Source organism: Arthrobacter sp. Hb9-2 (assembly GCF_059091165.1).
On the sequence record NZ_JBNHGJ010000010.1, the window covers coordinates 88,413 to 111,669 of the forward strand.

Sequence of the window (23,257 nt, forward strand, 5' to 3'; positions counted from 1 at the left end):
GGGGCAGTAGTTACTGAGGGGTAAAGTGATGCGGGGAAAAGGCATTCCTCATTGGATTCGGCCTCTTCCGTCCGGAACCCCTTTTTGACTGAAAGCACGACGTCCGTGACAGATGCACTCACAGACGGAACCCTGCGGGACCAAGCCGCCGGTGCGTCCGTCTTCAGCCTTGTCTACCGGACCTATGCATCACAAGTCCTGGGCTATCTCGCCGCCCGGGGAGTCGAGGACCCGGAGGCGGCCATGCAGGAAGTGTTCCTCTCCGTCCTGCCACGGCTCGACACCATCCATGGTGGCGCCGCGGGCCTCCGGACTTTTATCTTCTCCGTCGCGCACGCCCGGATGGTGGACGATCACCGGCGCCAAAGCCGCACCCCCGCCAGGTTGCCCTTCGAGCCTGAACTGGACCAGCGTGAAGATTGCTCCGCGGAGACGGACGCCCTCAAACGTATTTCACCCCTTGAGGTCATAGGCCTGCTGGACGGGTTGCCGCAGGACCAGCGCGAGGCCCTGGCCCTTCGCCTCGTTGCCGGACTCACCGTGGAGCAGACAGCTGAAGCCATGGGCAAGAGCGCCGGCGCCGTAAAGCAGCTTCAGCGGCGGGGACTGGGGAAACTTCGGGAACTTTCGGCTGTGAAGGAGTACCTGAGGCCATGACGCACGTGGATTTCCTGCCCACAATTGTGGAGGAGTTGCTCCTCGACGCCGGACACGGCAATGACCCCGAGCTTCGCGCCGCGCTTCTTGCGGTGGGGTCGCTGGCGTCATTGCCCGCACCGGCCCCGTCCGGAAAACTTGCGGCTCTGCTGGCGGAATGCGGCGACGGGTCCACTGGCGGCGCGGGCGATGCGGCCGGGACTTCGGATAGCGGGCCGGATGAACTCGCCAGGCGCCGGGGGCTCCGGGCACACCGGCCGACCGTCGTCGGCCTTGCCCTCATAGCAGGCATGGGACTTGGCGTGGGCGGGGTAGCGGCCAGTTCCGCCATCCCCGGTGCAACCGGCAGTCTCTCGATCCAGCACATGCTGGAAGACTGGACGCCCGCCTGGAGCCTTCCCACGCGGGACGCCGTAGTGCTGTCGGACCCCATGGATGGACCCAACTCCGATGCAGCGGCGCACGGGGAGCGGGAACCTGGCGTCGCCGAAGAAGACACTACTGCCGGGGGCACCCGCACGACCGCTCCCGTCGCGGAGGATCCGCCTGTCCCACCCGGCAGGCCGGAAGCCGCGGCACCGGACCGGTTCGGGCAGGGGAAACAGGTAAACGGGGAGGCTGACAGGGGCGGCGGGCAGAACACTGCCACCGGCTCCGGGAAGAGCGACGCCAAGGGGCCTGACGAGGAGGAATACGCGGTCCCTGCCGGTGTGCTCCCGGAGCAGGCAGTTGGCCAGGGAGGGGCAGGTGCCCAGGACGAGCCCAACCATATGGCTGGAGCGGTGCCAGTGGTACGGGCGGACTCCGTGCCGGAAGTCCTCAGACAGGCTGCGGACGCCGCCGGGGCAGCTGCACATGCAGTGCCCGGTGGGAAATGGCTGCAGAAGTTCAGCCGGTAGGCGCCACGGGGAAGTACGTTAGCCGGCGTGCCCTCCCGGCCACGTAGGCTAGGCACATGGGGCACAAGAATGATCCTGCCGTTGTCGAACGCCTGATGCGGACCAAAGGGCGGTGGGCCATTGTGGGCCTCACCACCAATGAGTGGCGCGCCGCGTACGACACTTCGCTTTTTATCCGGGACCGGCTGGGGATGGAGATCATTCCCGTCAACCTTCGGGGCGAGCCGGTACATGGGGAGGCCGGCTACCGGAGCCTTGGTGACATTCCCGCTGAGAAACACCCCATCGACGTGGTGGACTGCTTTGTGAACTCCCAGAAAGTGGGGGAAGTGGTGGACCAGGCAATCGCCGTTGGGGCGAAGGCGGTGTGGCTCCAGCTTGGGGTCATCGACGAGGCCGCGGCGGAGCGGGCCAAGGCGGCCGGGCTGGATGTAGTGGTGGACACCTGTCCCGCGCAGCAGGCCTGGAAATACAACCTCTGACGGGCCGGCAGCTAGCGGTTCAGAAGCTCGGGATAGTGCCGCTCCGTGACGTCCGGGTGGGCACGCATCCTGCCCTTGAGCATATTCATCCCGTACGAGGCCAGGAGCGGGTTCGCGGGGTCGTCTGAAATGCCCCTTGCTTCAGCCTTCAGTTCGGGCGGCAGGGGGACCGGGCCGATCACCGCGTCCAGCCGGGGAGACCAGAAGAACGGGACGGAGTACCTGTCCACCCCCGGGGGTGGCGCCTGGACCCGGTGGATGGTGGCCGCCAGGTATCCCTCCGTTGCTACTTCGAGCATCTCGCCGAGGTTCACTACCAAGGCGCCCGGGATAGGCTCCACAGGCAGCCACTCCGTGACGCCGGGGGGCTGGACCTCCAGCCCGCCTACCTGGTCCTGCAGGAGGAGCGTGACGAATCCGTAGTCCGCATGGGAGCCGACTCCCTGGTCGCCGGCTGCCTCGACCACGCCGCCGACGTAGTGCACCAGTTTGCCCATCCAGGCAGGTGAACCGCGGAAGGGCTCGTCGAAGTAGTCCTCGGGCAGTTCCAGGGAAACCGCGATGGCACGAAGGAGCTCCATTCCAACCGTGGACATCAGCTCGGCCCACTCCATCGCCGCAGGCTTGAGCTCGGGGAAGGACTCGTCCGGCCACAGGTTCGGACCCTGGAGCAGCCAGTACGGCTGGTCGGCCGGATAGTCCCTGACCGGCTCACGCTCGGGGGAGTAGTCAATTTGTTCGCGGGCATCCGCCCTGCCCTGCGTCACCTCGGTGCCCATCCGGGTGTATCCCCGGAAGTGCGGCGACAGGCGGTTGTCCAGCTTCATCCGTTCCTCCAGGGGCAGGCTGAAGAAGCGCCGGATGACGTCCAGGAGATGTTCGGCCTGGCCCGGGCCGGCACCGTAGCCGGTGACTTGGAAGAAGCCGACGTTATGGGTGGCGTACCGCAGCTGTTCAATGAATTCCGGACTGAAGGACCCGTAGGGCTGCCGCGCCGTGCTCAGGTCCAGAACAGGTATCCCCTGATCGTATGACATCCTCGCAGACTAGCACCGTCAGTGGCCTGCTTTATAGGCTGGCTTTATGGACCCCGACGCGCTGCGGAAAATTTGCCTTTCATTCCCGGGCGCCTTCGAGGATTACCCGTTCGGGCCCGAAACTGCCGTATTCAAGGTCCGGGCAAGGGTTGCCGGCGGGGCCCGGCACGAGGCCAAGCTCTTTGCCTTGTCCTCGATGGACGCCAGCGATTTTTACGTAAACCTCAAATGTGAGCCCACCCTGGCCGTTCAGCTCCGCGCAGCGCATCCGGAAATTACCGGGGCTTGGCACATGAACAAAACGCACTGGAACGGCGTACGCCTCGATGGGGCGTTGCCCTATGGCATGGTCCGGGACATGGTGGAGGACTCCTACGACCTGGTGGTGGCTGGCCTCAGCAGGAAGCAGCAGGAGCAGCTCGGCTGGGCGCGCCTGGCAGGGAGCAGAGGTGAACACCTTTGAAGGCAAAGCGCATGGCAGGCGATGTCCTCAACTACCCCGGCATCGGCGGCACGGAGCACGGTTCCGCGCCTGCGGGTTACGCGACCGTGCTGGAGGAGGTCCGCCTCGGCACCGGCCTGCGGGTTTACCAGCGGGTGGCCGCCGGCATCCTGTCCTGGGAGTTGCAGCGGCGTGCGGGCCTCCGCGTCCGCACTGATTCCCCGCGTGCAGTGCCCGGGGCCCGGGTGGCAAGCGGGTTCGGCGTCGGGCCCTTGCGGCTGGACGCGCCGTGCGAGGTGGTATGGGTCCGTGAACCGCTGCCTGGGGGAATGCCCCAGTCTGCCGGATTCGGGTACGGAGCACTGCCCGGGCATCCCGCGCGGGGAGAGGAGTCCTTCGAGGTGGAAATCAACGGAAACGCCGAGGTTCTCCTTCGAATCCGGGCCTTCAGCAAGCCGGGCAACTGGTTTTACGCGGCCGGCGGACTGGTGACCCGCGCTGCGCAGCGCCACGTTACTTCCCGGTACATTGAAGGGGCACGCCAACTCGCCGTGGAAGGACAACTCCCGTGATCTTTATCGTCGTTAAATTCAAGGTCAAGCCTGAATGGTCCGAGCGTTGGCCTGATCTTGTTGCGGACTTCACCCAGGCAACAAGGCAGGAACCGGGCAACCTCTGGTTCGACTGGTCCCGCAGCCTGGAGGACCCGAACGAATACGTCCTGGTTGAAGCGTTCAAGGACGACGCCGCCGGAGAGCACGTCAACAGCCCGCACTTCAAGCAGGCCATAGCTGACATGCACCAGGCCCTCGCCGAGACACCCCGCATCATCAGCCGCCAGCTCGACGGCGAAGGCTGGGACCGGATGGGCGAACTTTCCATCTAGCCCCGCAGCCGTATTTCGTTAGGCTGATGCCATGTGGATCGGCTGGATCGAATTCGACATCCTCCTGGGCGACGTCCAGAGCCTGAAGGAGAAGCGCTCGGTTATCAGGCCGCTGCTGGCTGACATCAAGCGCAAGTATGACGTGTCTGTGGCTGAGGTGGGGTATCACGACCAATACCGGCGCTCGCAAGTGGGCGCCGGCCTGGTGGCAGCTGACCGGGCCCACCTCGTGGAGGTGCTCGACGCCGTCGAACGCCTTGTGGCCGGACGGCCGGAAATCGAACTGCTGAGCGCACGGCAGCGGGACCACCACAGCGAGGACTGACTGCTAGTTCCGTTGCCAGGCGGCCTGCCACGTGATGTCCGCCAGCGTTGCCTGGCCCTGGAGGCTCGGGTGGAAGTAGTCCAGGACACTTACGTCGCCTGCGCTGAATCCGTGGGCGTAGACGGCTCCGCCATCAGTACGGCAGCTTTCGTACCGGGCACAGGTGTCTGCGAGGACCTCGTTGAATGCTTGCTCCCGCTGGACCACCTGCCGGCGCATGTCCTCGGAGTTCCGAGCAGCAAGCATGGATTGGCAAATGCGGCCGGCGGACCAGGCTGATTGTGCTGACGGGTCGAGGCGCAGGACATTCCACAACTGGTACATGTCAGGGATGCTGCTGACAAAAACCTGGGGCCGCGGACGCATCTGGTCCAGCGTGGCAAGCGCGCGGGTCACGGAGGCCCGGAAGTCGTCAACCGGGGTCATCGTGTCCAACGACGGCGTGCAAAGATCGTTCGCGCCCACCAGCACGGTGACATACGCGGCGCCTTGTCCGGCTGCGGCCTCGGCTTGGCGGGGCAGATCTGCTGCTTTCGCCCCGCTCACGGCGTTGTTGAAGTTTTTCTCCCTGATTCCGGGCGTCAGCTGGAGCAGGCGTTCGTAGTGGCTAGTAACCCCATCGCTCGGGCCGTCACCGGTGGACCAGGACCGTGCCGGATCATCGCCATGCGCGCAGCAGGCGCCGTAGGCCTGGGTGATGGAGTCCCCGAGGGCCGCCATGCTGTGGGGGTAGGCAGCGTTCGGCGCCGATCGTGGTGTAGGCGCCGCCGCAACCAGGATCAGGATCGGCAGCAGCAGGAAGCTGAGGAACCTTGCCACCTTGGCCATAGCTCGATTAAAGCGGAAATCCGCGCCACCTTCCGAAGGGGGCGCGGATTTTCGTGTTTGGCAGCGCTGGGGTCAGCCGAAGTACTTCGGCAGGGTTCCCTCATGGGCTTCCCGGAGGGCGTCCAGGGACAGGCTCTCCACCCCGTTGATCTCCAGGGTGCCGCTGGCCGCGTCCACCACGCCAATACGGGTGTGGGCGAAGCCGCGGGCGGTGCACATGTCCGTGAACCGCACTTCCTCGGAGCGCGGGACGCCAACGACGGCACGGCCCTGGGATTCGGAGAAGAGCGCAGTGAAGAGGTCCACGCCGTCCCGGTCCAGGACATCCTGCAGCGCGATCCGGGCACCGACGCCATATCGCAGCGAGGATTCCACGAGGGCCGCCGCGAGGCCACCTTCAGAGAGGTCGTGCGCGGAATCGATCATGCCATCGCGCGAAGCGTTGATCAGGATCTCACCCAGGGCACGTTCGGCGTCGAGGTCAACCTTGGGCGGCTGGCCGCCCAGGTGGCCGCGCATGTTGGCCCACTCGGAGCCGTCCAGCTCTGCCGCGGTGGTGCCCAGCAGGTAGATTGCCTGGCCATCCTCGCGCCAGCCCGACGGTGTGCGGCGGGCAACGTCGTCGAGCTTGCCCAGCACTGCCACCACAGGGGAGGGGTGGATAGGCGTGGTGCCCGTCTGGTTGTACAGCGAGACGTTGCCGCCGGTGACCGGGATGCCCAGCACCATGCAGGCGTCGGACAGGCCACGGATCGCTTCGGCGAGCTGCCACATAACGTCCGGGTCCTCGGGGGAGCCGAAGTTCAGGCAGTCGCTGACAGCCATGGGGACGGCGCCGGACGTGGCAACGTTCCGGTACGCCTCAGCCAGCGCCAGCTGTGCGCCGTGGTACGGATCCAGGTAGGTGTAGCGGCCGTTGGCGTCGGTGGCCAGAGCCACGCCCAGTCCGGTTTCCTCGTCCACGCGGACAACGCCGGCATCATCGGGGAACGCCATGGAGGTGTTGCCGCCCACGTAGCGGTCGTACTGGTTGGTGATCCAGGACTTGGAGCACATGTTCGGCGATGCCACCAGCTCGGTGACGGCCTTGGCCAGTTCTGCCGGAGCGGAGGGCCGGCTGGCGTCCTGGACGGAACCGGTGAAGGTGTCTGCCTGCACGGCGTCCTGCCACTCCGGACGGGCGAACGGACGGTCATAGACCGGGCCGTCGTGTGCCACGGTGCGGGGATCGACGTCGACAATCACCTCGCCTTCCCATGTGATGATGAGGCGGCCGCTGTCCGTCACCTCGCCCAGCCAGGCGTACTCCACAGCCCACTTGTCCATGACCGCTTCGAACGCTTCCACGTTTTCCGGGGTGACAACGGCCATCATGCGTTCCTGCGACTCGGACATGAGGATCTCGCCCGGGGTCAGCGTGGGGTCGCGGAGCAGTACGGAGGTCAGCTCAACGGCCATCCCGCCGTCGCCGTTGGAAGCGAGTTCGGAGGTGGCGCAGGAGATTCCGGCTGCGCCGAGGTCCTGGATGCCCTCAACCAGCGAACCCTTGAACAGTTCCAGGCAGCACTCGATCAGGACCTTCTCGGCGAAGGGGTCGCCTACCTGGACTGCGGGGCGCTTGGACGGCTTGGTGTCGTCGAAGGACTCGGAGGCCAGCACGGAGGCGCCGCCAATGCCGTCGCCGCCGGTGCGCGCGCCGAACAGGACCACCTTGTTGCCCTTGCCCGAGGCATTGGCGAGGCGGATGTCCTCGTGCCGCATCACGCCCACGGCCAGGGCGTTGACCAGCGGATTGCCCTGGTAGACGGAGTCGAAGACCATCTCGCCACCGATGTTCGGCAGGCCCAGGGAGTTGCCGTAGCCGCCGATGCCGGCAACGGCACCGTGCATTACGCGGGCCGTGTCAGGATGGTCGATGGCGCCAAAGCGCAGCGGATCCATCACAGCGACGGGGCGGGCACCCATGGAGATGATGTCGCGGACAATGCCGCCGATTCCGGTCGCAGCGCCCTGGTAGGGCTCAACGAACGACGGCGAGTTGTGCGACTCGATCTTGAAGGTCACGGCCCAGCCGTCCCCCAGGTTGGTCACGCCGGCGTTTTCGCCGATGCCCACCAGCATGTCCTTCTTCATCTCCGGGGTCACCTTTTCGCCGAACTGGCGCAGGTGGTTCTTGGAGGACTTGTAGGAGCAGTGCTCGCTCCACATAACGGAGTACATGGCGAGTTCGGCGCCCGTGGGTCGGCGGCCCAGGACCTTCACGATCTCGTCGAACTCGTTCTGCTTGAGGCCCAGTTCGGCCCAGGGGAGTTCGGTATCCGGAGTCTTCGCGGCATGCTCAACGGTGTCGATGTTGAACTTCTTGGTGGTTTCGATGCTCACTTGTCGCCTCCCACAATCTTGGTCAAAACGGAGGTGAAGAAGCCCAACCCGTCGGTGTCGGACCCGCCGACGCCGTCGAGCGACTCGGGACCGAATCCGGGCTCCACTGCGTGCTCGGGGTGCGGCATAAGGCCCACTACGTTGCCGGCGGCGTTGGAGATGCCGGCGATGTCGCGGCGGGAGCCATTCGGGTTGAAGCCCACGTAGCGGAACACCACGCGGCCCTCTGCCTCGAGCGCGTCAAGGGTTTTGTCATCCGCGAGGTACTGGCCGTCCTGGTTCTTGAGCGGCACAGTGATTTCCTGGCCGGCTTCGTAGTCCAGCGTCCATGCGGTGTTGCTGTTTTCGACACGCAGGACCTGGTCACGGCACATGAACTTCAGGTGGTCGTTCTTGATCATCGAACCGGGCAGCAGGTGCGACTCGGTGAGGATCTGGAAGCCATTGCAGATGCCGAGTACGGGAAGCTTGGCGTCGCTGTTGGCGGCATCGATGATCTTGGACATCAGCGGCGCGAAGCGGGCGATGGCGCCCGCACGGAGGTAGTCGCCGTAAGAGAAGCCGCCGGGAATCACGACGGCGTCGACGTCGCCAAGCTCTTTATCGGCATGCCAAAGCTCGACGGCGGTGCCGCCGGCCAGGCGGACCGCACGGGCGGCGTCGCGGTCATCCAAAGTGCCTGGGAACGTGACGACGCCGATCCGGGCGCCGGCGAGCCTGGCGGCACCGGAAGCGTTGGCGGCGACGGCCTCGCCGATCAGGGGAAGTTCAGTCATTTCAGGCCTCGACGACCTCGACGTTGACGACGTCCTCGATCACGGGATTGGACAGCAGGGTCTCTGCGGCGTCGCGCGCCTGGGCCAGGATCTCCTCGGTCACCTCGCCGTCGACGGTCAGTTCGAAGCGCTTGCCCTGGCGGACAGAACTGAAGCTGGTAAAGCCCAGCCGGGGGAGAGCGCCGACGATAGCCTTCCCCTGCGGGTCCAGAATCTCGGGCTTGGGCATAACGTCAACAACGATCCGGGGCATCCGGTAACTCCTGTGCGTGAGCTTGGGTAAGGGCGCAGCGGAGTGGTGCCGTCTCACGCCGTACCGAGGTGTTGATACACCTTGTTAAACCTTGTGGACGGGCGCTCCGCGAGCTTGCCACTCCATTCTACCGGCCGGAGCGCCCCAGCCTGTATTCGGCAAATTCCAGTCACCGGCGGCGGCCGGAACCCTGGATTTGAGGAGCAGCGGCGGGCGGTTCGCCGCGGGATCTGGAGTTGAGCCAAAGGTGTCACTAGGATTGCTGAATGGCTGCGAAATCGAGATCCGTGCTGTTGCCCATGGTTGCTGCGGCAGTGTTTGCCGGACTGGGGCGAATGGTGCTCCAGAAGATCAAAGCCGACCGGTTCGCGCGGGAAAACCGGGTCGCGGGGCCCTTGGATGAAAAGACCCGGCAGTGGATCAGCGACGTGGTGCGCACACCCCGGTAGCAGCGTCTGCCCGCACTCACTCTGAACTTGCCAGGGCGCCCTGCGGGGTGCCCTTTTCCATGCCACCGTGCCCTGCCCGGCGCAGGCGTGGAACTGGCGAAAGATTCTCATTGTGTCCTATGTCATATTGAGCTATCAGTCTGTACTCTTTGAATCGACTGGTCTCACGAAATGACAAGATCTGTAATTTCGCTGACGGCCAGTCATTTTCGGCCCGCAGTCGTGGCGGGGCCGGTACCTCGTGAAAGGGTTGCACGTGAGATCTACTGGAAAGAGTCCCTTACGGGGCGGGGGATTCCGGAAGGCTGCGGCGCTGGCCGTGGGTCTGCCTCTACTCCTCACCTCGATGGCCGTAAGTCCCGCTACCGCGGTGCCGGCCGGACAGGATATGGCAATAGCTGCAAAGAAGACCACGCCCGCGGAGTTCAAGGACGGACGCTACATCGTTGTCCTCGCGGGTGCGGCAGCTGCGGCCTACGAGGGTGAAACGCCGGGACTTGGGGCCACCAAGCCGCAGAGCGGCCGGAAGCTGGAACCCGGAAGTGCCAACTACAAGGCCTACGACGCCCATCTGCGCAAGCAGCAGCGTGAGGTCGCTGCCAGCAAGGGGGTTACTCCGGTAAAGCAGTTCACGGCTGCCCTCAACGGTTTCAGTGCCGAGCTGAACGCAGATCAGGCCATGGAGTTGTCCAGGGACAACCGGGTTCTGGCCGTGGCGCCGGATGTGGAGAATGCCCCGGACTACACCACCACTGACTTCCTCAAGCTGACTGGCCCCGACGGAGTCTGGGCAAAGCAGTTCGGCGGGGAAGCCAACGCCGGCAAAGGCGTTGTCGTAGGGGTCATCGATTCCGGGTACGCCCCGGACAACCCATTCCTGCAGGGCGAGCCAGTCCAGCCGCTGAGTGGTCCCGCGCAGGTGGGCGTGCCGTACCGGACCGCCGAGGACCGGATCGCCATGCTCAAGGCCGACGGCACCACCTTCGAAGGCGAATGCCAAAAGGGGCAGGGGACGGGCGCCTCATTCGACGGCTCCCAGTGCAACTCCAAGGTCATTGGCGCCAGGTACTTTGCCGATGCCTTCCTGCAGTCCGTACCGCCCGGAAACCGGGCCCCGGAAGAACTCATCTCACCGGTCGATGTCGGAAGCCACGGCACCCACACTGCCACTACCGCCGCAGGCAACGCGAACGTAGAGCAGGTGATTGACGGCTTGGGGTTCGGCAAAAGCTCCGGCGTTGCTCCCGCCGCAAAGGTCTCCGTCTACAAGATCTGCTGGGAGGACACCAACCCCGATACCGGAGGCTGCTACTCCTCCGCTTCGGTCGAAGCAGTGGATGCCGCCATCAAGGACGGCGTGGACGTCCTGAACTACTCGATTTCGGGCAACAACAACAGCACTACTGATCCGGTGGCACTGGCGTTCCTCAACGCTGCCGCCGCAGGGGTTTTTGTTTCCGCGTCCGCCGGCAACTCCGGCCCCACCGTCTCAACGGTCAACCACGCCTCACCCTGGCTGACCACGGTTGCAGCGTCCACCTTCCCGAGTGACCTGCTTGGCACCGTCAAGGTCTCCGACGGCTCGCTGTACCGCGGAGCTTCGATCATGAAATCGGAAGTTGCAGACAAACCGGTGGTCGTCGCCTCAGCTGCGGCAGCAGCAGGTGCTGCCAATCCGAACCTCTGCGGCCCCGGTTCCCTCGATGCTGCCAAGGTGGCTGGCAAGGTGGTGGTCTGCGACCGCGGCGTTGTGGACAGGACGGCCAAGAGCCAGGAGGTCCAGGACAAGGGCGGCGTCGGGATGATCCTGGTGAACCTCACCAGCAGCTCCGAAGATGCGGACAATCACGTGCTCCCCACGGTGCACGTCAACGCTCCGAAGAGCTTGGAACTGAAGTCCAAGATTGAAGCCAACCCCGCTTTGACAGTCAGCCTGGTCAAGGGGGACTTGACCGGAGAACCCGCTTCCCCGACGCCCCAGATCGCCGGCTTCTCCTCCCGCGGGCCAAGTCTTGCTTCCGGTGGCGACCTGCTGAAGCCGGATATCGCTGCACCCGGTGTGAACGTCCTCGCGGGCGTTTCCACCATCGGCAACGACGGCGAGCAGTTCGGCTTTATGTCCGGCACGTCCATGGCCGCACCGCACATCGCCGGTTTTGGGGCGCTGGTGCTCAGCAAACAGCCCAAGTGGACGCCTGCCATGGTCAAGTCGGCAATGATGACCACTGCCTACCCGCTGGTCAACGCTGACGGTTCACCCAACACAGATCCCTTCCAGGGCGGCGCGGGCCATATCGACTCAACCCGCTTCCTGGATCCAGGCCTGGTCTACAACTCGGGCGTCAAGGACTGGCTCGGCTTCCTCAACGGTCAAGGTGTAGAGACGGGGGTTCCACAGGCCGGCACCATTGCCGCCCGTGACCTGAACCTGCCGTCCATCGCGCTCGGCAGCCTGGTGGGGGAAGTGCAGGTCAAGCGCCAACTCACTGCCCTGGTTCCCGGGATGTACCGGCCGGAAGTCAACATGCCGGGCTTCAGCGTCCAAGTGGAGCCGAAGGCGCTGAACTTCGCGAAGGCAGGCCAGACCCGCGAGGTTACCCTGACCATCAGGAACGTGAGCGCTCCGGTGGGCAAGTTCAGCACCGGCACCCTGACCTGGAAGGGCCCGCGCACTGTGAGCTCTCCCATCGCCATTCGCCCTGTTGATGCCCAGATTGCCCCGTCGTTCTCCTTCAGCTCAGCCACGGGCAGCGGCAGCGGCACCATGGAACTGGTGTCCGGTTCGGACAACCCCATCAAGGTTGGGGTGGAAGGCCTGGCGCCGGTAAGCCAGACAGCCATCACGAAAACTCCCGGGGCGTACGCCCGGACAAATGATGCGCACAACGCGCTGCTTGAGGTAACGGTGCCCGCCGGGGCTTCATTCGCCCGCTTGGGTGTCCAGGCGCAATCGAACGACGTCGACTGGGACATGGTGGTCTACGCACCTAATGCTTCGGGCGGGGTGACGGCAACACAGGTGGCGACGGCTTCGGCCAGCGAGTTCCTGGATGTGGAGTCGCCGCGAGCGGGCACGTACTACATCGTGGCCAACCTGTACTCCACTCCTGACAATGGAGCAGCCAGCGCGTCCGTTCAGGCGGTCACGTTTGCGGGGGACGCCGGCAACCTCACGGTCGAACCGAACCCGATTGTGGCTCCGAACGGCACGGCCACCTCGGCCACGCTGGCTTGGACAGGCCTGTCCGAAGGGACTTACGCTTCGCGCCTCAGCCTGGGCGACAACGGCATCAGGACCTGGATCAACGTCCAGGTGGGCGGCGCCTCCGCTGCTCCTTCCGGAGCTCCGCAGGTAGCTCTCGCGGACGCGGTTCCCGGGGTCTAGCAGCCTGACGCTTACCGAACAGGATCCCCGGCGGTTGTACCGACCGGGGATCCTGCTTTTCCGGCTTTTTCCTCGGGCAGACGGCGTTGCCTTAGATGGCGCCGGAAGCTCCACTGACGTTACCCAGCAAAGAAGCCATTGTCTTCCAGCGCGAGATTTCGCATCCGTCCGTCCGCGTGAAGACCGCTTCAACTGAGCGGCCGTGAAACGTCCCTGTCACCACGGCGACCTGCGGTCCACCATATTGCTGCGTGCACAGCTTCGGAGGGCCCGGTTTGGGAAAGAAGATATCCTCGCCGTAGCGTTCCACCGCGGCCAGCGCAGCCTCAGGGTCCGGCACTGTGCTTTCAGTGGAAGGACGCCCGCCGTCGGCCACCAAGTGGAATTCGTGCTCGCCGGCGTCGGGGCTTTCCCGCAGCCGGATGGTCAGGTCGATCATGGCTGTCCGCCCCCGGACAAGGCGGCCAGTTCCAGGGCCAGCTTTTCCCGGAGTCCTGCTGCCTCGGCTGCAAAGGACCGCTGGTGCTCCACATAGGCAGCCTTGCCCTGCGGGGTTTCGATGGGGATGGCGGGGTAGCCCCACTCCACCAGGTCGTAGGGGGAAGCCTGCATGTCCATGGCCCGGATCCGCCACGACAGCTCAAAGCAGTCCATCACCAGCTCACTGGGCAGGGCGGGCAGCAGCTTGTACGCCCATTTATACAGGTCCATGTTGGCGTGCAGGCAGCCAGGCTGTTCAAGGTGCCGCTGGGTTTCCCGGCTGGGTGCCAGTTCGTTCAGCGGAATCGCGTCAGGGGTGTAGAAACGGAAGGCATCAAAGTGGCTGCAGCGGATCCGGTTGTCCTCCACCACCTTGTCCGTCCCGGCCGACCCGAGGCGCAGCTGCAGATACTCGTGGCGCAGGTCGAACCGGTCCTGGTGGTAGACCATTGCCCATTCATGGAGCCCGAAGCAGCCAAACTGCGCAGGGCGGGTGGCAGTGCCGCGCAGGATGATCGCGGCGAAGGCGACGGCATCCTTGCGGTCGGCGAGAAACGCGTCCCGGTCCATGGTGACCGCGGGGCTTCCCGGCGGCAGCCCGAGGAAGGCAAGTTCGCCGTCGTCGAGCGTCCGATAGTGTTTCCACCCGCGGCGGTCCGCTGCTTCCCGGCCCAGAAGAACGACGCCGGCGCCCGGGTGCCAGCGGCGGAGCTGGCCCGGTTTCTGGGTGTAGTAGGTAAAGAGGAAATCCTCCACCGGATGCTTTTCTCCGGCTGACCGGCGGGCAAGGTACGGGTCCGCGTAGCGGCTAATCCGCTGCTGGTGGGCTTCTTCCCTGGCCCGCCACTCGTCGGCCGCCAGGACGTTAAGCCGCTCCACCAGTAGCACCAAGTACATCCTTCGCAGCATCCCAGGCGCTGATTTCGCAACCGTTGGTGCGGGTAAAGGCAGCATCAACAGAAATCCCGTCCACTACGCCGGTAACGGTAGCTTCCTGCGGCCCGCCGTACTGCTCCGTGCAGACCTGGTCAGCCCGTTTCGGAGAGGGGCTCAGCAGCGCCGCGTTTTCCTTCAGGGCGGAGCAGGCAGCGTCTGCAGCGGGATGGTTGCTTTCTGCGTCAGGCCTACCGTCGACGCAGACCAGGGTGTAGTGGACCTCGGACTCGCCGGCGGACGGCTTGAAGGCGATGGCCAGTTCGGCGTTGCCCTGCCCGGGGCCTGATGACGGCGCAGCAGGCTCGGGGGCCGGCGCGGGCACGGAAGTCTCAGCCTCAGGGTCGGCGCTGCCCGAAGGGGCAGGCGAACCTGGCGATGCCGTCGAGGAAACGGAGGCCGAGGGCGAGGCTGAGGCGTCACCGGTAGGACTTTCCCCGCCCCCGTCCGGGGTGCAGGCGGGCAGCAGTGCCGCCACGAACAACAGCGCCGCGATGCGGAAGTGCATGGTGGCTTTAGGACGCCTTGGGCGGGGACAACCCGCTGGGCGCATCACATGCACTGTGTCCCGTGAATGCATATTGAGCCGGCGCTGTGGCAAGTCCGTCATGATGCCATTCTACTGCCGCGGTCCTGAGGGCTGGCTAAGAGTGCCGGCCTTGGGAGGTGGCTGCAATGAGTCCCATCATGGACGCGTGCAGTTCACTGACCTGGTTTCGGGTCAGGCCCAGGCGTTCCATCATGGTTCCGGGTACATTGAGGGCCTCCTGTCGAAGGGACGCTCCTTCGGGAGTGAGACCGACGGCGAGGGCGCGCTCGTTGCCGTCCACCCGCCGTCGTGAAATGAGCCCTGACGCTTCAAGCCGCCGCAGCAAGGGCGAGATGGTGGCCGGTTCCTGTGCCAAGGCATCGCTGATGTTGCGGACGGTGCGCGGGCTGGATTCCCAGAGGCACAGCATAACCAGGTATTGCGGGTGGGTGAGGTTCAGCTTCTCAAGCACGGGTTTGTACGCACCCACCACGCTGCGTGACGCGACGGTCAGGGCGAAGCAGAGCTGGTGCTCAAGCAGCAGATCGTTGTCCTCCGGGACGTCTACGCCGGCGGTTGCAGTCCTCGCTGGGGTGGAAGTGCTGGATGCAGTGGTCATCGGGGCCTCCAATTGTTAGGGCACTAATTATTAGCGTACACTGTGGATAAGAAAAAGGGATCACTGGAAGGAGCCAGTTCATGGGTAAGGCCAGCTCAGAGGGCAAGGAAAACGCCTCGCAGCGCTTCATGCGGGCAACCGGCAAGCTGCGTGCCATCTTCGGTCCTGCAAACCGGTCCTCCCTCATGCACGACATGACAGCGGAAAACCGCAGGCTCCTGGCCCAGCGCGAGGCTGAAACCCAGCAGTGGGAAACGGTCACCCGGCCGGACGGCAGCACCTATGTGGTGCCCAGGAACCCCGGCGACAAGTCCCTCCGCTGAGATTGGAACCCGGAGCCTTTTATGGCGCCCGGGCGTAAAATAAGGGCACTGACTCCGCGAGGAGCAGCTGCCGTTCTTGGGATTGGCTCTTCGTTCCCCTGTATGCAGAAAGGGGGTGGAAAACAGTGCCGCATGTACTCAGCGGGTTCATGAACGCGACCGACAAGCTCCGCTTCTTCTTTGGGCCGGCCACCCGCCTGGACTCCAGCCTTCCGGTGGTGCACAAGCATGACGAGTTCGAGCAGGCTTCGGAGGAGGAACTCACACACTTTGTGGTGGAGACCGATACCTCCGGCCACCACTACGCCGTACGCCGCGAAGACCTCGAGAAGGAGGCCTGACGTCGGCCTTGCCGGGAAGCAATGCCGTGGTCACCCCCGGAAAACACAAAATGCACTGGTCAGGGAAGAAATCCCCGGCCAGTGCATTTTTATGTTTTCGGAACCGCCGGTCAGCGGCCGGTGCCTCCGTAGACGGTGGCTTCGTTGTCGCTGTCCAATTCAAAGGCCCGGTGGATGACGCGTACGGCCTCATCCAGGAGGTCCGCATGGGTAACAACCGAGATGCGGATTTCTGACGTGGAGATCATGTTGATGTTGATCCCGGCATCCGAGAGTGCCTTGAAGAACGTGGCGGAGACCCCGGGGTGGGAACGCATGCCGGCGCCGATCAGGGAGAGCTTGCCGATCTGCTCGTTGTACTCGATGCTTTCGAAGCCGATCTGGTCCTGGGCTGCGTGGAGGGCCGTCAGGGCGTCGGCACCTTCCACGATGGGCAGTGTGAAGGAGATATCCGTCCGGCCGGTGCCATGCGTGGAAACGTTCTGCACGATCATGTCGATGTTCGAATGGGCATCGGCGATGACCTGGAAGATGGCGGCCGCTTTGCCGGGGATATCCGGAACGCCAACAACGGTGACCTTGGCTTCGGAACGGTCGTGTGCGACGCCGGAGATGATTGGCTGCTCCAAGGCAACTCCCTCTTGTGTGGTGATCTTGTCTTCGGCGCTGGGAATGACCCAGGTGCCTTCGTGCTGGCTGAATGACGAGCGGACGTGCAGCGGCACACCGAACCTGCGCGCGTACTCCACGCAGCGAAGGTGCAGGATCTTGGCGCCGGAGGCTGCGAGCTCCAGCATCTCCTCGCTGGAGATCGTGTCGATCTTCTGGGCTGAAGGGACAACGCGCGGATCGGCGGTGTAGATGCCGTCCACGTCCGTGTAGATCTCGCAGACGTCGGCTTCGAGGGCTGCTGCCAGCGCTACGGCCGTGGTGTCCGAACCGCCCCGGCCCAGGGTGGTGATCTCGTTGGTGGCCCGGCTCATGCCTTGGAAACCCGCCACGATGGCGATATTGCCCTTATCCAGTGCAGTGCGGATACGGTGGGGATCGACGTCGATGATCCTGGCTTTGCCGTGGATGCCGTCCGTAATCATACCGGCCTGGGAGCCCGTGAAGGATTGGGCGGAGGCGCCCAGTTTGTTGATTGCCATGGCCAGGAGCGCCATCGAGATGCGCTCACCGGCAGAGAGCAGCATGTCCATCTCGCGGGCCGGGGCAGAGTCCGTTACCTGGCCTGCGAGATCCAGGAGTTCATCGGTGGTGTCACCCATGGCCGAGACCACAACAACCACCTCATTGCCCGCCACCTGGGCGTCCACCACGCGCTTGGCCACGCGCTTAATGCCGTCTGCGTCCGCCACGGAGGAACCACCGAACTTCTGCACGATGAGCTGTTTGGTGACGGCACGGCCGACGGGCAGCTCCTGTGGCTGCGTTGCGTTGTGCACTTCGGTAGTGGGCGTACTCATGCGCGTACCTTCATTGGATCAATTGGAGTCCGGCCAGACAGCCGTAACGCTGTGCTGGCCCTGACGCTGGGAACTAGCGCCATCGTTGGCGCGACTTCTGGTTCCAGTTTATCGCCGTGCAAGGCCGGGCGTTGAATTGTGACCGAATCTCAGCCCGGGGAAGGACCGGCCGGGGAGCCCCGCAGGCGTACGCTCAGACTGTCAAAATGCATAAGAAGACTGTGGGGGACAGGTGCGTGATACATGGCAATGATTTCTGAATTACCGGAGGCTGCGGACGGGCCGGAACCGGACGACGGCATAACGGCACGGGCTGTGAGCCGCAGCTTCGGCGCGGTGCGCGCCGTCGAACACATGGACTTCCATGCGCCGGCCGGGAAGGTGACCGCCCTGATCGGCCCGAACGGGGCGGGGAAAACAACGCTGCTGCTGATGCTGGCGTCGTTGCTGGCACCGGATGCCGGCAGCATCAGCGTGGACGGACTCGATCCGCGCCGGGACCGGGCGGAAGTGCGCAGGCGATTGGGGTGGATGCCGGACACCCTGGGCGTATGGGAGTCCCTGACGGCGCGGGAAATTCTCACCCAGATGGCCCGCTTCTACCGGCTCCCGGCCCAAGGCATCGGGAAGAGGGTCGCGGAGATGCTCGAACGGGTGCGGCTGGACGACCTTGCGGACCAGCCGGCGCGGGTGCTGTCCCGTGGGCAGCAGCAGCGTCTCAGCCTTGCCCGGGCACTGATCCATGACCCCTCCGTCCTGCTCCTCGATGAGCCCGCATCGGGGCTGGATCCGGGTTCCCGTGTGGAGCTCCGAATCATGCTCCGGCAACTCGCGGCAGAGGGCAAAGCCGTGGTGGTCTCCTCCCACGTGCTGAGCGAACTGGACGAAATTGCCGATGGCGCGGTTTTCGTGAACAAGGGCCGTACGGTCCGGCGTCAAACCATCGAAGAGGCTGCCGCAGCCGGGCGCCGTTACGCAGTCACCGCCTCTGATATCGCCGCACTTGCTGCCAGGCTCACCGGACTGGGGCTGGCGTTCCGCCGCGAAGACGGGCGGCGTCCGTCCGTGAGTTTGATGCTGGCAACCGACGACGACGCCGAACGGCTGCTGCGCGACCTGGTGCTGGCCGGCGTCGGGGTAAGTTCCTTCGCCCCCGCTTCCGGGGCCCTTGAAGAGACTTACATGAGCCTTGAGGGGGAACGGCAATGAGCCACGCGACAGAAGACCGGCAACATACGGCCAGCCACGGAACCACGGGCGGCTACCTGCCCGGTGTCAGGGACGTGGTGGTCCTGGAGCTCAAGCAGCGGCTGCGGTCCCGGGGCTGGTACATCATGCTGGCCATCTGGTTTGTCCTCACCGGGCTCGTGACCTGGCTGACGTGGGCCAGCTGGAACGCATCCCAAGCCGCACAGCGCGAAATCCCCGGTTATGTCCCGCCGCCCGAGTCGGGGCCCGGGTCCATGATCTTCGAGGTGGTCCTGGCCTTTGTCCTGCTGTTTGCGTTGCTCGTTGCCCCGGCGCTCTCCGCCAACGCAGTGAACGGTGACCGCGCAGGCGGCACGCTGGCCATCCTCCAGGTGACGTTGCTTCAGCCCGGCCAAATCCTGTGGGGCAAGTTTTTCGCAGCATGGGCGGCAGCACTCGCGTTCCTGGTGGCCAGCACCCCGTTCCTGGTGATCGGAGTGGCGCTGGGCGGAATGACTCCCGGCCATGTGCTGGTGGCGTTGCTCATGCTCGCTGTTGAGGTGGGGGTTGTGTGTGCCATCGGTGTGGGCATCTCGGCGCTCGCAGGCAGGCCGCTGTTCTCCATCGTGGTCACGTACCTGGCAGTGGCCGGGCTGGCGGTTGGCACGCTGATTGCCTTTGGGCTGGGCGCGGGGCTTACCCAGGGCACGGTCCTGGCGAACCAGGCCCAGCACCGCGCGTACGAGCCGCTAAATAGCGGGCCGGTGGAACCGGAGTACACCTGCTCAGGGCCGTTGCAGGAGCAGATGGTTATGCGGAGCGAACGGGTGGCGTGGTTGCTGGCCATGAATCCCTACGTGGTGGTGGCAGACGCCATACCGTACAAAGACCGCTCGCAGGAGCGCAGCTTCTCCTCAGTGGGGGCGATAGAAGGTATCAGCCAGGGAGCCCGCTCCGCGCTTGCCGGTCCTGAGGGCACGTATCCGTGCGCCAATGGGGAGGTCAAGCCTCGGTACCTGGCACAGTCCACACCAATGTGGCCGCTGGGACTGGGCCTGCAGCTCCTGATTGCCGCGTTGCTCATGTGGCTTGGCTGGCGTTCGCTCCGTACGCCTGCGCACCGGCTGGCCCGGGGCACGCGTATCGCTTAAGCCAATCTTGGCTGAGCTACTCTGGACAGGCCCGGCCGGGGCGGGGGAATGAGTGCTGCGGGTTGTCCAGCCTGAACATCAGCAGGGGGAAGCCTTTGCCGGCCGTTTCCTGGTCTGCCGGGAGAAAGGGGTCCCGCCGGAATCCAAGGCTTTGGAGGAGCCGGATGGAGGGACAGTTTGGTTCGTAGACTGCCGCGACGGCCGTACTGATTCCGCAGTGCGTGAAGAGCCACTCGACCAGCACCGCCGCAGCCTCACGGCCGTAACCCTGTTTGTGGTAATCGGTATTGAGGACATAGGCCAACGCTGCCTCCCCGGCAGGATGTTTGCCGGGGGCGAGCACACCCGTCGCGGCCAGGGCTGTGCTGTTCCACGTACGCGCGTCACCAATTACTTCTCCTGATTCCCGCAGGGTAATTGCCCAGCCGTAGTTGAACCAGGTGCCGTTGGAGGCCGCGCCCAGGGCCAGGAGCTGTGTCAGTCTTTCCCTGTTTGCCTCGGAGGTAAGGGGATTGTGCGAGAGGTATTGGGTGACCGAAGGGTCGCTCCGGTACGTGTGGATGGCGGCCTCGTCCGAACCATGGATCAGGCGCAGGACGAGCCGCTGGGTTACCAGCGGCCTTGGCTCTCCCGGGAGCATGTGGGCCAAATCCTCAGGTCAGGGCGTTGCGGCGGCCCTCGAAAGCACGCCCCAGCGTAACCTCGTCCGCGTATTCGAGGTCGCCGCCCACCGGCAGCCCGGAGGCCAGCCTGGTCACGGTAATCCCGATCGTCTTCAGCATCCGGGCCAGGTAGGTGGCTGTAGCTTCTCCCTCAAGGTTCGGATCCGTCGCAATAATCACTTCCTGGATGGCGCCGTCGTTCAGCCGGGTAAGGAGCTCCCGGATCCGCAACTGCTCCGGGCCGATACCGGCGATCGGATTAATGGCTCCGCCCAGAACGTGGTACCTGCCCCGGAACGAACGGGTGCGTTCCACGGCGAGGACGTCTTTTGATTCCTCCACTACGCAGATCACAGCCGGATCGCGTCGGGGGTCACGGCAGATATTGCATTGTTCCTGCTCGGTGACGTTGCCGCAGACGGTGCAGAACTTGACCCGTTCCTTGACGGACGTGATGGCGTCCACCAGCCGCTTCATGTCCTGGGGGTCTGCTTCAAGGATATGGAACGCCAGCCGCTGTGCGGATTTTGGGCCCACGCCGGGAAGGCGTCCGAGCTCGTCAATCAGCTCTTGGACAGCACCTTCGTACACGTTTTTCCTCTTTAGCTAGGGGCGGACAGTGGTTGGATCAGTAGCGGGGTGAAACGGGACTTCCGTCGAGGGAACGCTCTTCGATCAGCTTCCCGCCGAGGATACGTTCCACCGCCGCACGGCCGAAGACCCCGGATTCCTCAATGGTCTCATCGTCGGCGCTGGGGATGTCCTGCACGTAGGTTGCCGCCGCGGGAACGGCCCGGGCAGGGGCTTTTGCCCGGCCCGCCTCGGCCTCCGGGCTGTTGGACAGGCGCTGATACAGGCTTTGCCGGCTACCGGCAGCAGCAGGTAAATCGGCGGGAACCGGGGAAGCCGCGGGGGCAGTGGTCGGAGCAGGGGCAGCCGCGGGGGCAGCGGCCGAAGCAGGGGAAGCCGCAGGGGCAGCGTGGGCAGGTGCGGCCGCGGCTGAAGCCATGGCGTATTCCCGGGCCGGAACTGGAACGGAACTCGCGGGGACGTTAGCTGCGGACACCGCGCCCGAAGGGGCAGTGCCGGAGGGAGCGGTGACTGAGGGAACCGCACCCGAGGGAACGGCACCCGAGGGAACGGGGCTCTGGGTAGCCGGTTCCGCAATTGTCGCCCTCGTACTCGCCTTCGTGGGCGGGGTCGCAGTTGGCGCCAAACCCCACTCGGCGTCCACGGAAGCCACCGCATTGGAAACGGGGATGGAAGGCGGAATCTGGGCGGTAGCCGGCTCGTACCGCGTGGCTGACGGAGCCGCAACTGCTTCCTTTTCGCGCAACCCGGAAGTGGTGTTCCTGCCCACGTTGCTGGCTTCCCCCACAACCCACACGCCCGGTGCCTGCTCAATCGCACGCGCCCAGGGATCGGAGGCGTCTGTGGCCGGGGCTTGGGCCGTTGGAGTTTTGGCAGTTGCGGTTTCGGTGCGGGGTTCCGTACCAGCATGTGTGCCCTGCTGGCGTAAGCCGGTTGCGGCGGAGATGCCACCCGGGGCGGCGGCCGGAGCGGAGCGGACATCGGAGCGCGCGGAAGGGTCCCATTCCATGGGAGGCTCTTCTTCCAGCGGTGGCACGTCTTCATCCCGGGGCGGGCCCCAGTCGTCATCCGAGTAGGAGTAGTCTTCAACGCTGCCACTGTAAGAGTCAGCTTGAGCTGAGGGGGTTGCTGAAGGGACCGCCAACGGCTCAGCCTGGGAAGTGCCGGCGGTGGGTGCGCGCTGAACCTGGGAAGGGCTACTTCCTGGTGCAGACTGACGTTTTTCTCCTGCTTGGAGCCTGGCGCCAATCGAGCCGATGCTCCCGGCCGGGCCTTCGGTTTGTGGCGCTGTTGGACCGGGTAGCTGCCCCTGGCCAGCACTTGCCGGAGCAGAGGGCGCCGGTGCATCCGTCGTCGCCGACCCGGGTGCAGGCGCCAGTCCCCAGGCAACATCAGCTGAAGTCGCCGGACCAGTTGCCGGTGCTGGCCGGCTAGCGGGTGCTTTTGGGTTTGGCTCAGAGCTCGCCCGGCCGGCGCTTCCGCCGGCCACCGCATTGATCTGGCAGTCAATGCCCACAGTTTTATGGATCGCCTGCCGAAGGTTCTCCGAATGGTCTGCCCGGCCAAAAGCGCCGGCGAGTCCGGTCGTGGTGAATGAAAGCGTGAGCGTGTGGCCGTCAAACGCAGTGACTTGAGCGTTTGGTTCAACAAGTGCCCAGGTGCTGCGCTTGATCTTGGAAAGCGTCTGCAGGACATCCGGCCATGCCCGACGCAGCACTTCCACGTCGCCCATGGCTGCAGGGGAAGCGGCGGGAACAGATCCGGCAGGGGCCGTTTCGGGCCGGCCAGCTGCAGGGGCGCTGTGGGCAGCCGGAGCCGAACCCTGCCCGTTGTCGGCAGTCGGCGTCCCGCTGGCAGGGCCTTCTGCGGCCGCCCTGTGTGCCACGGCGGGACGGGACTCGATGCGGGCAGTCCGGGAGTCTGCGGCGGGCTCGACTGGCCAGTCGCTGGTGCTTACCCGGGGAGCGGTCAACTGGGCACGATGGTCCGGCTCCACCGGGTCCACCGGGTCCACCGGCTTGAACGTTGCGGCAGGGGCCGGGGAGGAGGCAGGTGCCGGCTCGGGAGCGGCTGCGGCCCCCGCGGGCTCGTGGCTGGCGGGCTGGGCGGTGGTGGATTGAGTGGTGGCCGGGGGCACGGGGCGTGAAGGTCCGGACATCACCGGTTCCGG

Annotated in this window: 25 protein-coding genes and 1 pseudogene; 13 read left to right on the forward strand and 13 right to left on the reverse strand. The window is 65.1% G+C overall.

From position 1 onward, the window contains the following. The first annotated feature begins 105 nt into the window (after positions 1-105). The 3 genes from AC5RV1_RS08210 to AC5RV1_RS08220 are packed head-to-tail and all read left to right on the forward strand — an operon-like array spanning position 106 to position 2,038. Positions 106-657: an RNA polymerase sigma factor gene (locus AC5RV1_RS08210; protein WP_493946401.1), complete on the forward strand. Its 552-nt coding sequence runs from the start codon at positions 106-108 to the stop codon at positions 655-657. Continuing rightward, positions 654-1,556: a hypothetical protein gene (locus AC5RV1_RS08215; RefSeq protein ID WP_493994152.1), complete on the forward strand. Its 903-nt coding sequence runs from the start codon at positions 654-656 to the stop codon at positions 1,554-1,556. The genes AC5RV1_RS08210 and AC5RV1_RS08215 overlap by 4 nt, the downstream gene beginning before the upstream one ends. Positions 1,557-1,612: 56 nt before the next feature. Continuing rightward, positions 1,613-2,038 (forward strand): CoA-binding protein, encoded by a 426-nt coding sequence (locus AC5RV1_RS08220; protein WP_493994153.1) that lies wholly within the window; start codon positions 1,613-1,615, stop codon positions 2,036-2,038. Positions 2,039-2,049: 11 nt separating this feature from the next. Here AC5RV1_RS08220 and AC5RV1_RS08225 read toward each other — a convergent pair whose 3' ends face one another. Next, on the reverse strand, positions 2,050-3,075 hold the full coding sequence (locus AC5RV1_RS08225) for an isopenicillin N synthase family dioxygenase (protein ID WP_493994154.1): 1,026 nt from the start codon (positions 3,073-3,075) through the stop codon (positions 2,050-2,052). A gap of 46 nt (positions 3,076-3,121) precedes the next feature. Between AC5RV1_RS08225 and AC5RV1_RS08230 the strand changes: the two genes are divergently transcribed. From AC5RV1_RS08230 to AC5RV1_RS08245, 4 genes are read left to right on the forward strand one after another with little or no spacing between them, the layout of a single operon-like run. Further along, positions 3,122-3,538 (forward strand): MmcQ/YjbR family DNA-binding protein, encoded by a 417-nt coding sequence (locus tag AC5RV1_RS08230; RefSeq protein ID WP_493946233.1) that lies wholly within the window; start codon positions 3,122-3,124, stop codon positions 3,536-3,538. Between the two features lie 11 nt (positions 3,539-3,549). Beyond that, on the forward strand, positions 3,550-4,089 hold the full coding sequence (locus AC5RV1_RS08235) for a DUF1990 domain-containing protein (RefSeq protein WP_493946234.1): 540 nt from the start codon (positions 3,550-3,552) through the stop codon (positions 4,087-4,089). Then, positions 4,086-4,403 (forward strand): putative quinol monooxygenase, encoded by a 318-nt coding sequence (locus AC5RV1_RS08240; protein WP_493946235.1) that lies wholly within the window; start codon positions 4,086-4,088, stop codon positions 4,401-4,403. Before AC5RV1_RS08235 ends, AC5RV1_RS08240 begins: the two co-directional genes overlap by 4 nt. 31 nt (positions 4,404-4,434) lie before the next feature. After that, the gene (locus tag AC5RV1_RS08245) at positions 4,435-4,728 is read left to right on the forward strand and encodes a DUF503 domain-containing protein (protein ID WP_461173818.1); all 294 of its coding nucleotides are present in this window, start codon (positions 4,435-4,437) and stop codon (positions 4,726-4,728) included. 3 nt (positions 4,729-4,731) lie between these two features. Here the strand turns inward: AC5RV1_RS08245 and AC5RV1_RS08250 are convergent, their stop codons facing one another. The 4 genes from AC5RV1_RS08250 to purS form a co-directional block, all read right to left on the reverse strand. After that, entirely contained in the window at positions 4,732-5,556 is an 825-nt protein-coding gene (locus tag AC5RV1_RS08250) for a GDSL-type esterase/lipase family protein (protein ID WP_493994155.1), read from the reverse strand. Between the two features lie 72 nt (positions 5,557-5,628). Beyond that, a complete protein-coding gene (gene purL, locus AC5RV1_RS08255; RefSeq protein WP_493994156.1) occupies positions 5,629-7,938 on the reverse strand; it encodes a phosphoribosylformylglycinamidine synthase subunit PurL in 2,310 nt (769 codons plus the stop codon). Further along, positions 7,935-8,714, reverse strand: a complete 780-nt coding sequence (purQ, locus tag AC5RV1_RS08260; RefSeq protein WP_493946238.1) for a phosphoribosylformylglycinamidine synthase subunit PurQ — start codon at positions 8,712-8,714, stop codon at positions 7,935-7,937. The genes purL and purQ overlap by 4 nt, the downstream gene beginning before the upstream one ends. Position 8,715: 1 nt before the next feature. Further along, the gene (gene purS, locus AC5RV1_RS08265) at positions 8,716-8,967 is read right to left on the reverse strand and encodes a phosphoribosylformylglycinamidine synthase subunit PurS (RefSeq protein WP_015935902.1); all 252 of its coding nucleotides are present in this window, start codon (positions 8,965-8,967) and stop codon (positions 8,716-8,718) included. A 266-nt stretch (positions 8,968-9,233) separates the two neighbouring features. Between purS and AC5RV1_RS08270 the strand changes: the two genes are divergently transcribed. After that, a complete protein-coding gene (locus AC5RV1_RS08270; protein WP_493994157.1) occupies positions 9,234-9,416 on the forward strand; it encodes a hypothetical protein in 183 nt (60 codons plus the stop codon). A 256-nt stretch (positions 9,417-9,672) separates the two neighbouring features. Further along, entirely contained in the window at positions 9,673-12,801 is a 3,129-nt protein-coding gene (locus tag AC5RV1_RS08275; protein ID WP_493994158.1) for a S8 family serine peptidase, read from the forward strand. 91 nt (positions 12,802-12,892) lie between these two features. Here AC5RV1_RS08275 and AC5RV1_RS08280 read toward each other — a convergent pair whose 3' ends face one another. The 4 genes from AC5RV1_RS08280 to AC5RV1_RS08295 are packed head-to-tail and all read right to left on the reverse strand — an operon-like array spanning position 12,893 to position 15,362. Then, a complete protein-coding gene (locus tag AC5RV1_RS08280; protein ID WP_493946241.1) occupies positions 12,893-13,240 on the reverse strand; it encodes a serine protease inhibitor in 348 nt (115 codons plus the stop codon). After that, positions 13,237-14,178, reverse strand: coding sequence for a 3-methyladenine DNA glycosylase (locus AC5RV1_RS08285; RefSeq protein WP_493994159.1), 942 nt, complete (start codon positions 14,176-14,178; stop codon positions 13,237-13,239). The genes AC5RV1_RS08280 and AC5RV1_RS08285 overlap by 4 nt, the downstream gene beginning before the upstream one ends. After that, on the reverse strand, positions 14,147-14,824 hold the full coding sequence (locus tag AC5RV1_RS08290; protein WP_493994160.1) for an SSI family serine proteinase inhibitor: 678 nt from the start codon (positions 14,822-14,824) through the stop codon (positions 14,147-14,149). The genes AC5RV1_RS08285 and AC5RV1_RS08290 overlap by 32 nt, the downstream gene beginning before the upstream one ends. Positions 14,825-14,858: 34 nt before the next feature. Beyond that, entirely contained in the window at positions 14,859-15,362 is a 504-nt protein-coding gene (locus AC5RV1_RS08295) for a MarR family winged helix-turn-helix transcriptional regulator (protein ID WP_493946244.1), read from the reverse strand. A gap of 80 nt (positions 15,363-15,442) precedes the next feature. Here AC5RV1_RS08295 and AC5RV1_RS08300 point away from each other — a divergent pair, with 80 nt between their 5' ends. Together AC5RV1_RS08300 and AC5RV1_RS08305 are read left to right on the forward strand one after the other, a co-directional pair. Beyond that, complete coding sequence (locus AC5RV1_RS08300; protein WP_493994161.1) at positions 15,443-15,685, forward strand: hypothetical protein; 243 nt, start codon at positions 15,443-15,445, stop codon at positions 15,683-15,685. Positions 15,686-15,834: 149 nt separating this feature from the next. Next, positions 15,835-16,026, forward strand: a complete 192-nt coding sequence (locus AC5RV1_RS08305) for a hypothetical protein (RefSeq protein WP_305479902.1) — start codon at positions 15,835-15,837, stop codon at positions 16,024-16,026. 110 nt (positions 16,027-16,136) lie between these two features. On the opposite strand, the gene AC5RV1_RS08310 is transcribed toward AC5RV1_RS08305, so the two are convergent. Beyond that, positions 16,137-17,495, reverse strand: coding sequence for an aspartate kinase (locus AC5RV1_RS08310; protein ID WP_163166552.1), 1,359 nt, complete (start codon positions 17,493-17,495; stop codon positions 16,137-16,139). Between the two features lie 243 nt (positions 17,496-17,738). On the opposite strand from AC5RV1_RS08310, the gene AC5RV1_RS08315 reads away from it, so the two are divergent. Beyond that, complete coding sequence (locus tag AC5RV1_RS08315; protein ID WP_493994162.1) at positions 17,739-18,704, forward strand: ABC transporter ATP-binding protein; 966 nt, start codon at positions 17,739-17,741, stop codon at positions 18,702-18,704. Then, positions 18,701-19,834: an ABC transporter permease gene (locus AC5RV1_RS08320; protein ID WP_493994163.1), complete on the forward strand. Its 1,134-nt coding sequence runs from the start codon at positions 18,701-18,703 to the stop codon at positions 19,832-19,834. Before AC5RV1_RS08315 ends, AC5RV1_RS08320 begins: the two co-directional genes overlap by 4 nt. Before the next feature lie 16 nt (positions 19,835-19,850). Here AC5RV1_RS08320 and AC5RV1_RS08325 read toward each other — a convergent pair whose 3' ends face one another. The 3 genes and pseudogenes from AC5RV1_RS08325 to AC5RV1_RS08335 all read right to left on the reverse strand — a co-directional run. Then, positions 19,851-20,474 carry a GNAT family N-acetyltransferase gene (locus AC5RV1_RS08325; RefSeq protein WP_493994164.1) on the reverse strand — a complete coding sequence of 208 codons (624 nt, stop codon included), beginning with the start codon at positions 20,472-20,474 and terminating at the stop codon, positions 19,851-19,853. A gap of 13 nt (positions 20,475-20,487) precedes the next feature. Next, positions 20,488-21,087 (reverse strand): recombination mediator RecR, encoded by a 600-nt coding sequence (gene recR, locus AC5RV1_RS08330; protein WP_493946249.1) that lies wholly within the window; start codon positions 21,085-21,087, stop codon positions 20,488-20,490. A 37-nt stretch (positions 21,088-21,124) separates the two neighbouring features. Next, positions 21,125-23,257: pseudogene (locus tag AC5RV1_RS08335) on the reverse strand (DNA polymerase III subunit gamma and tau); the annotation flags it as partial.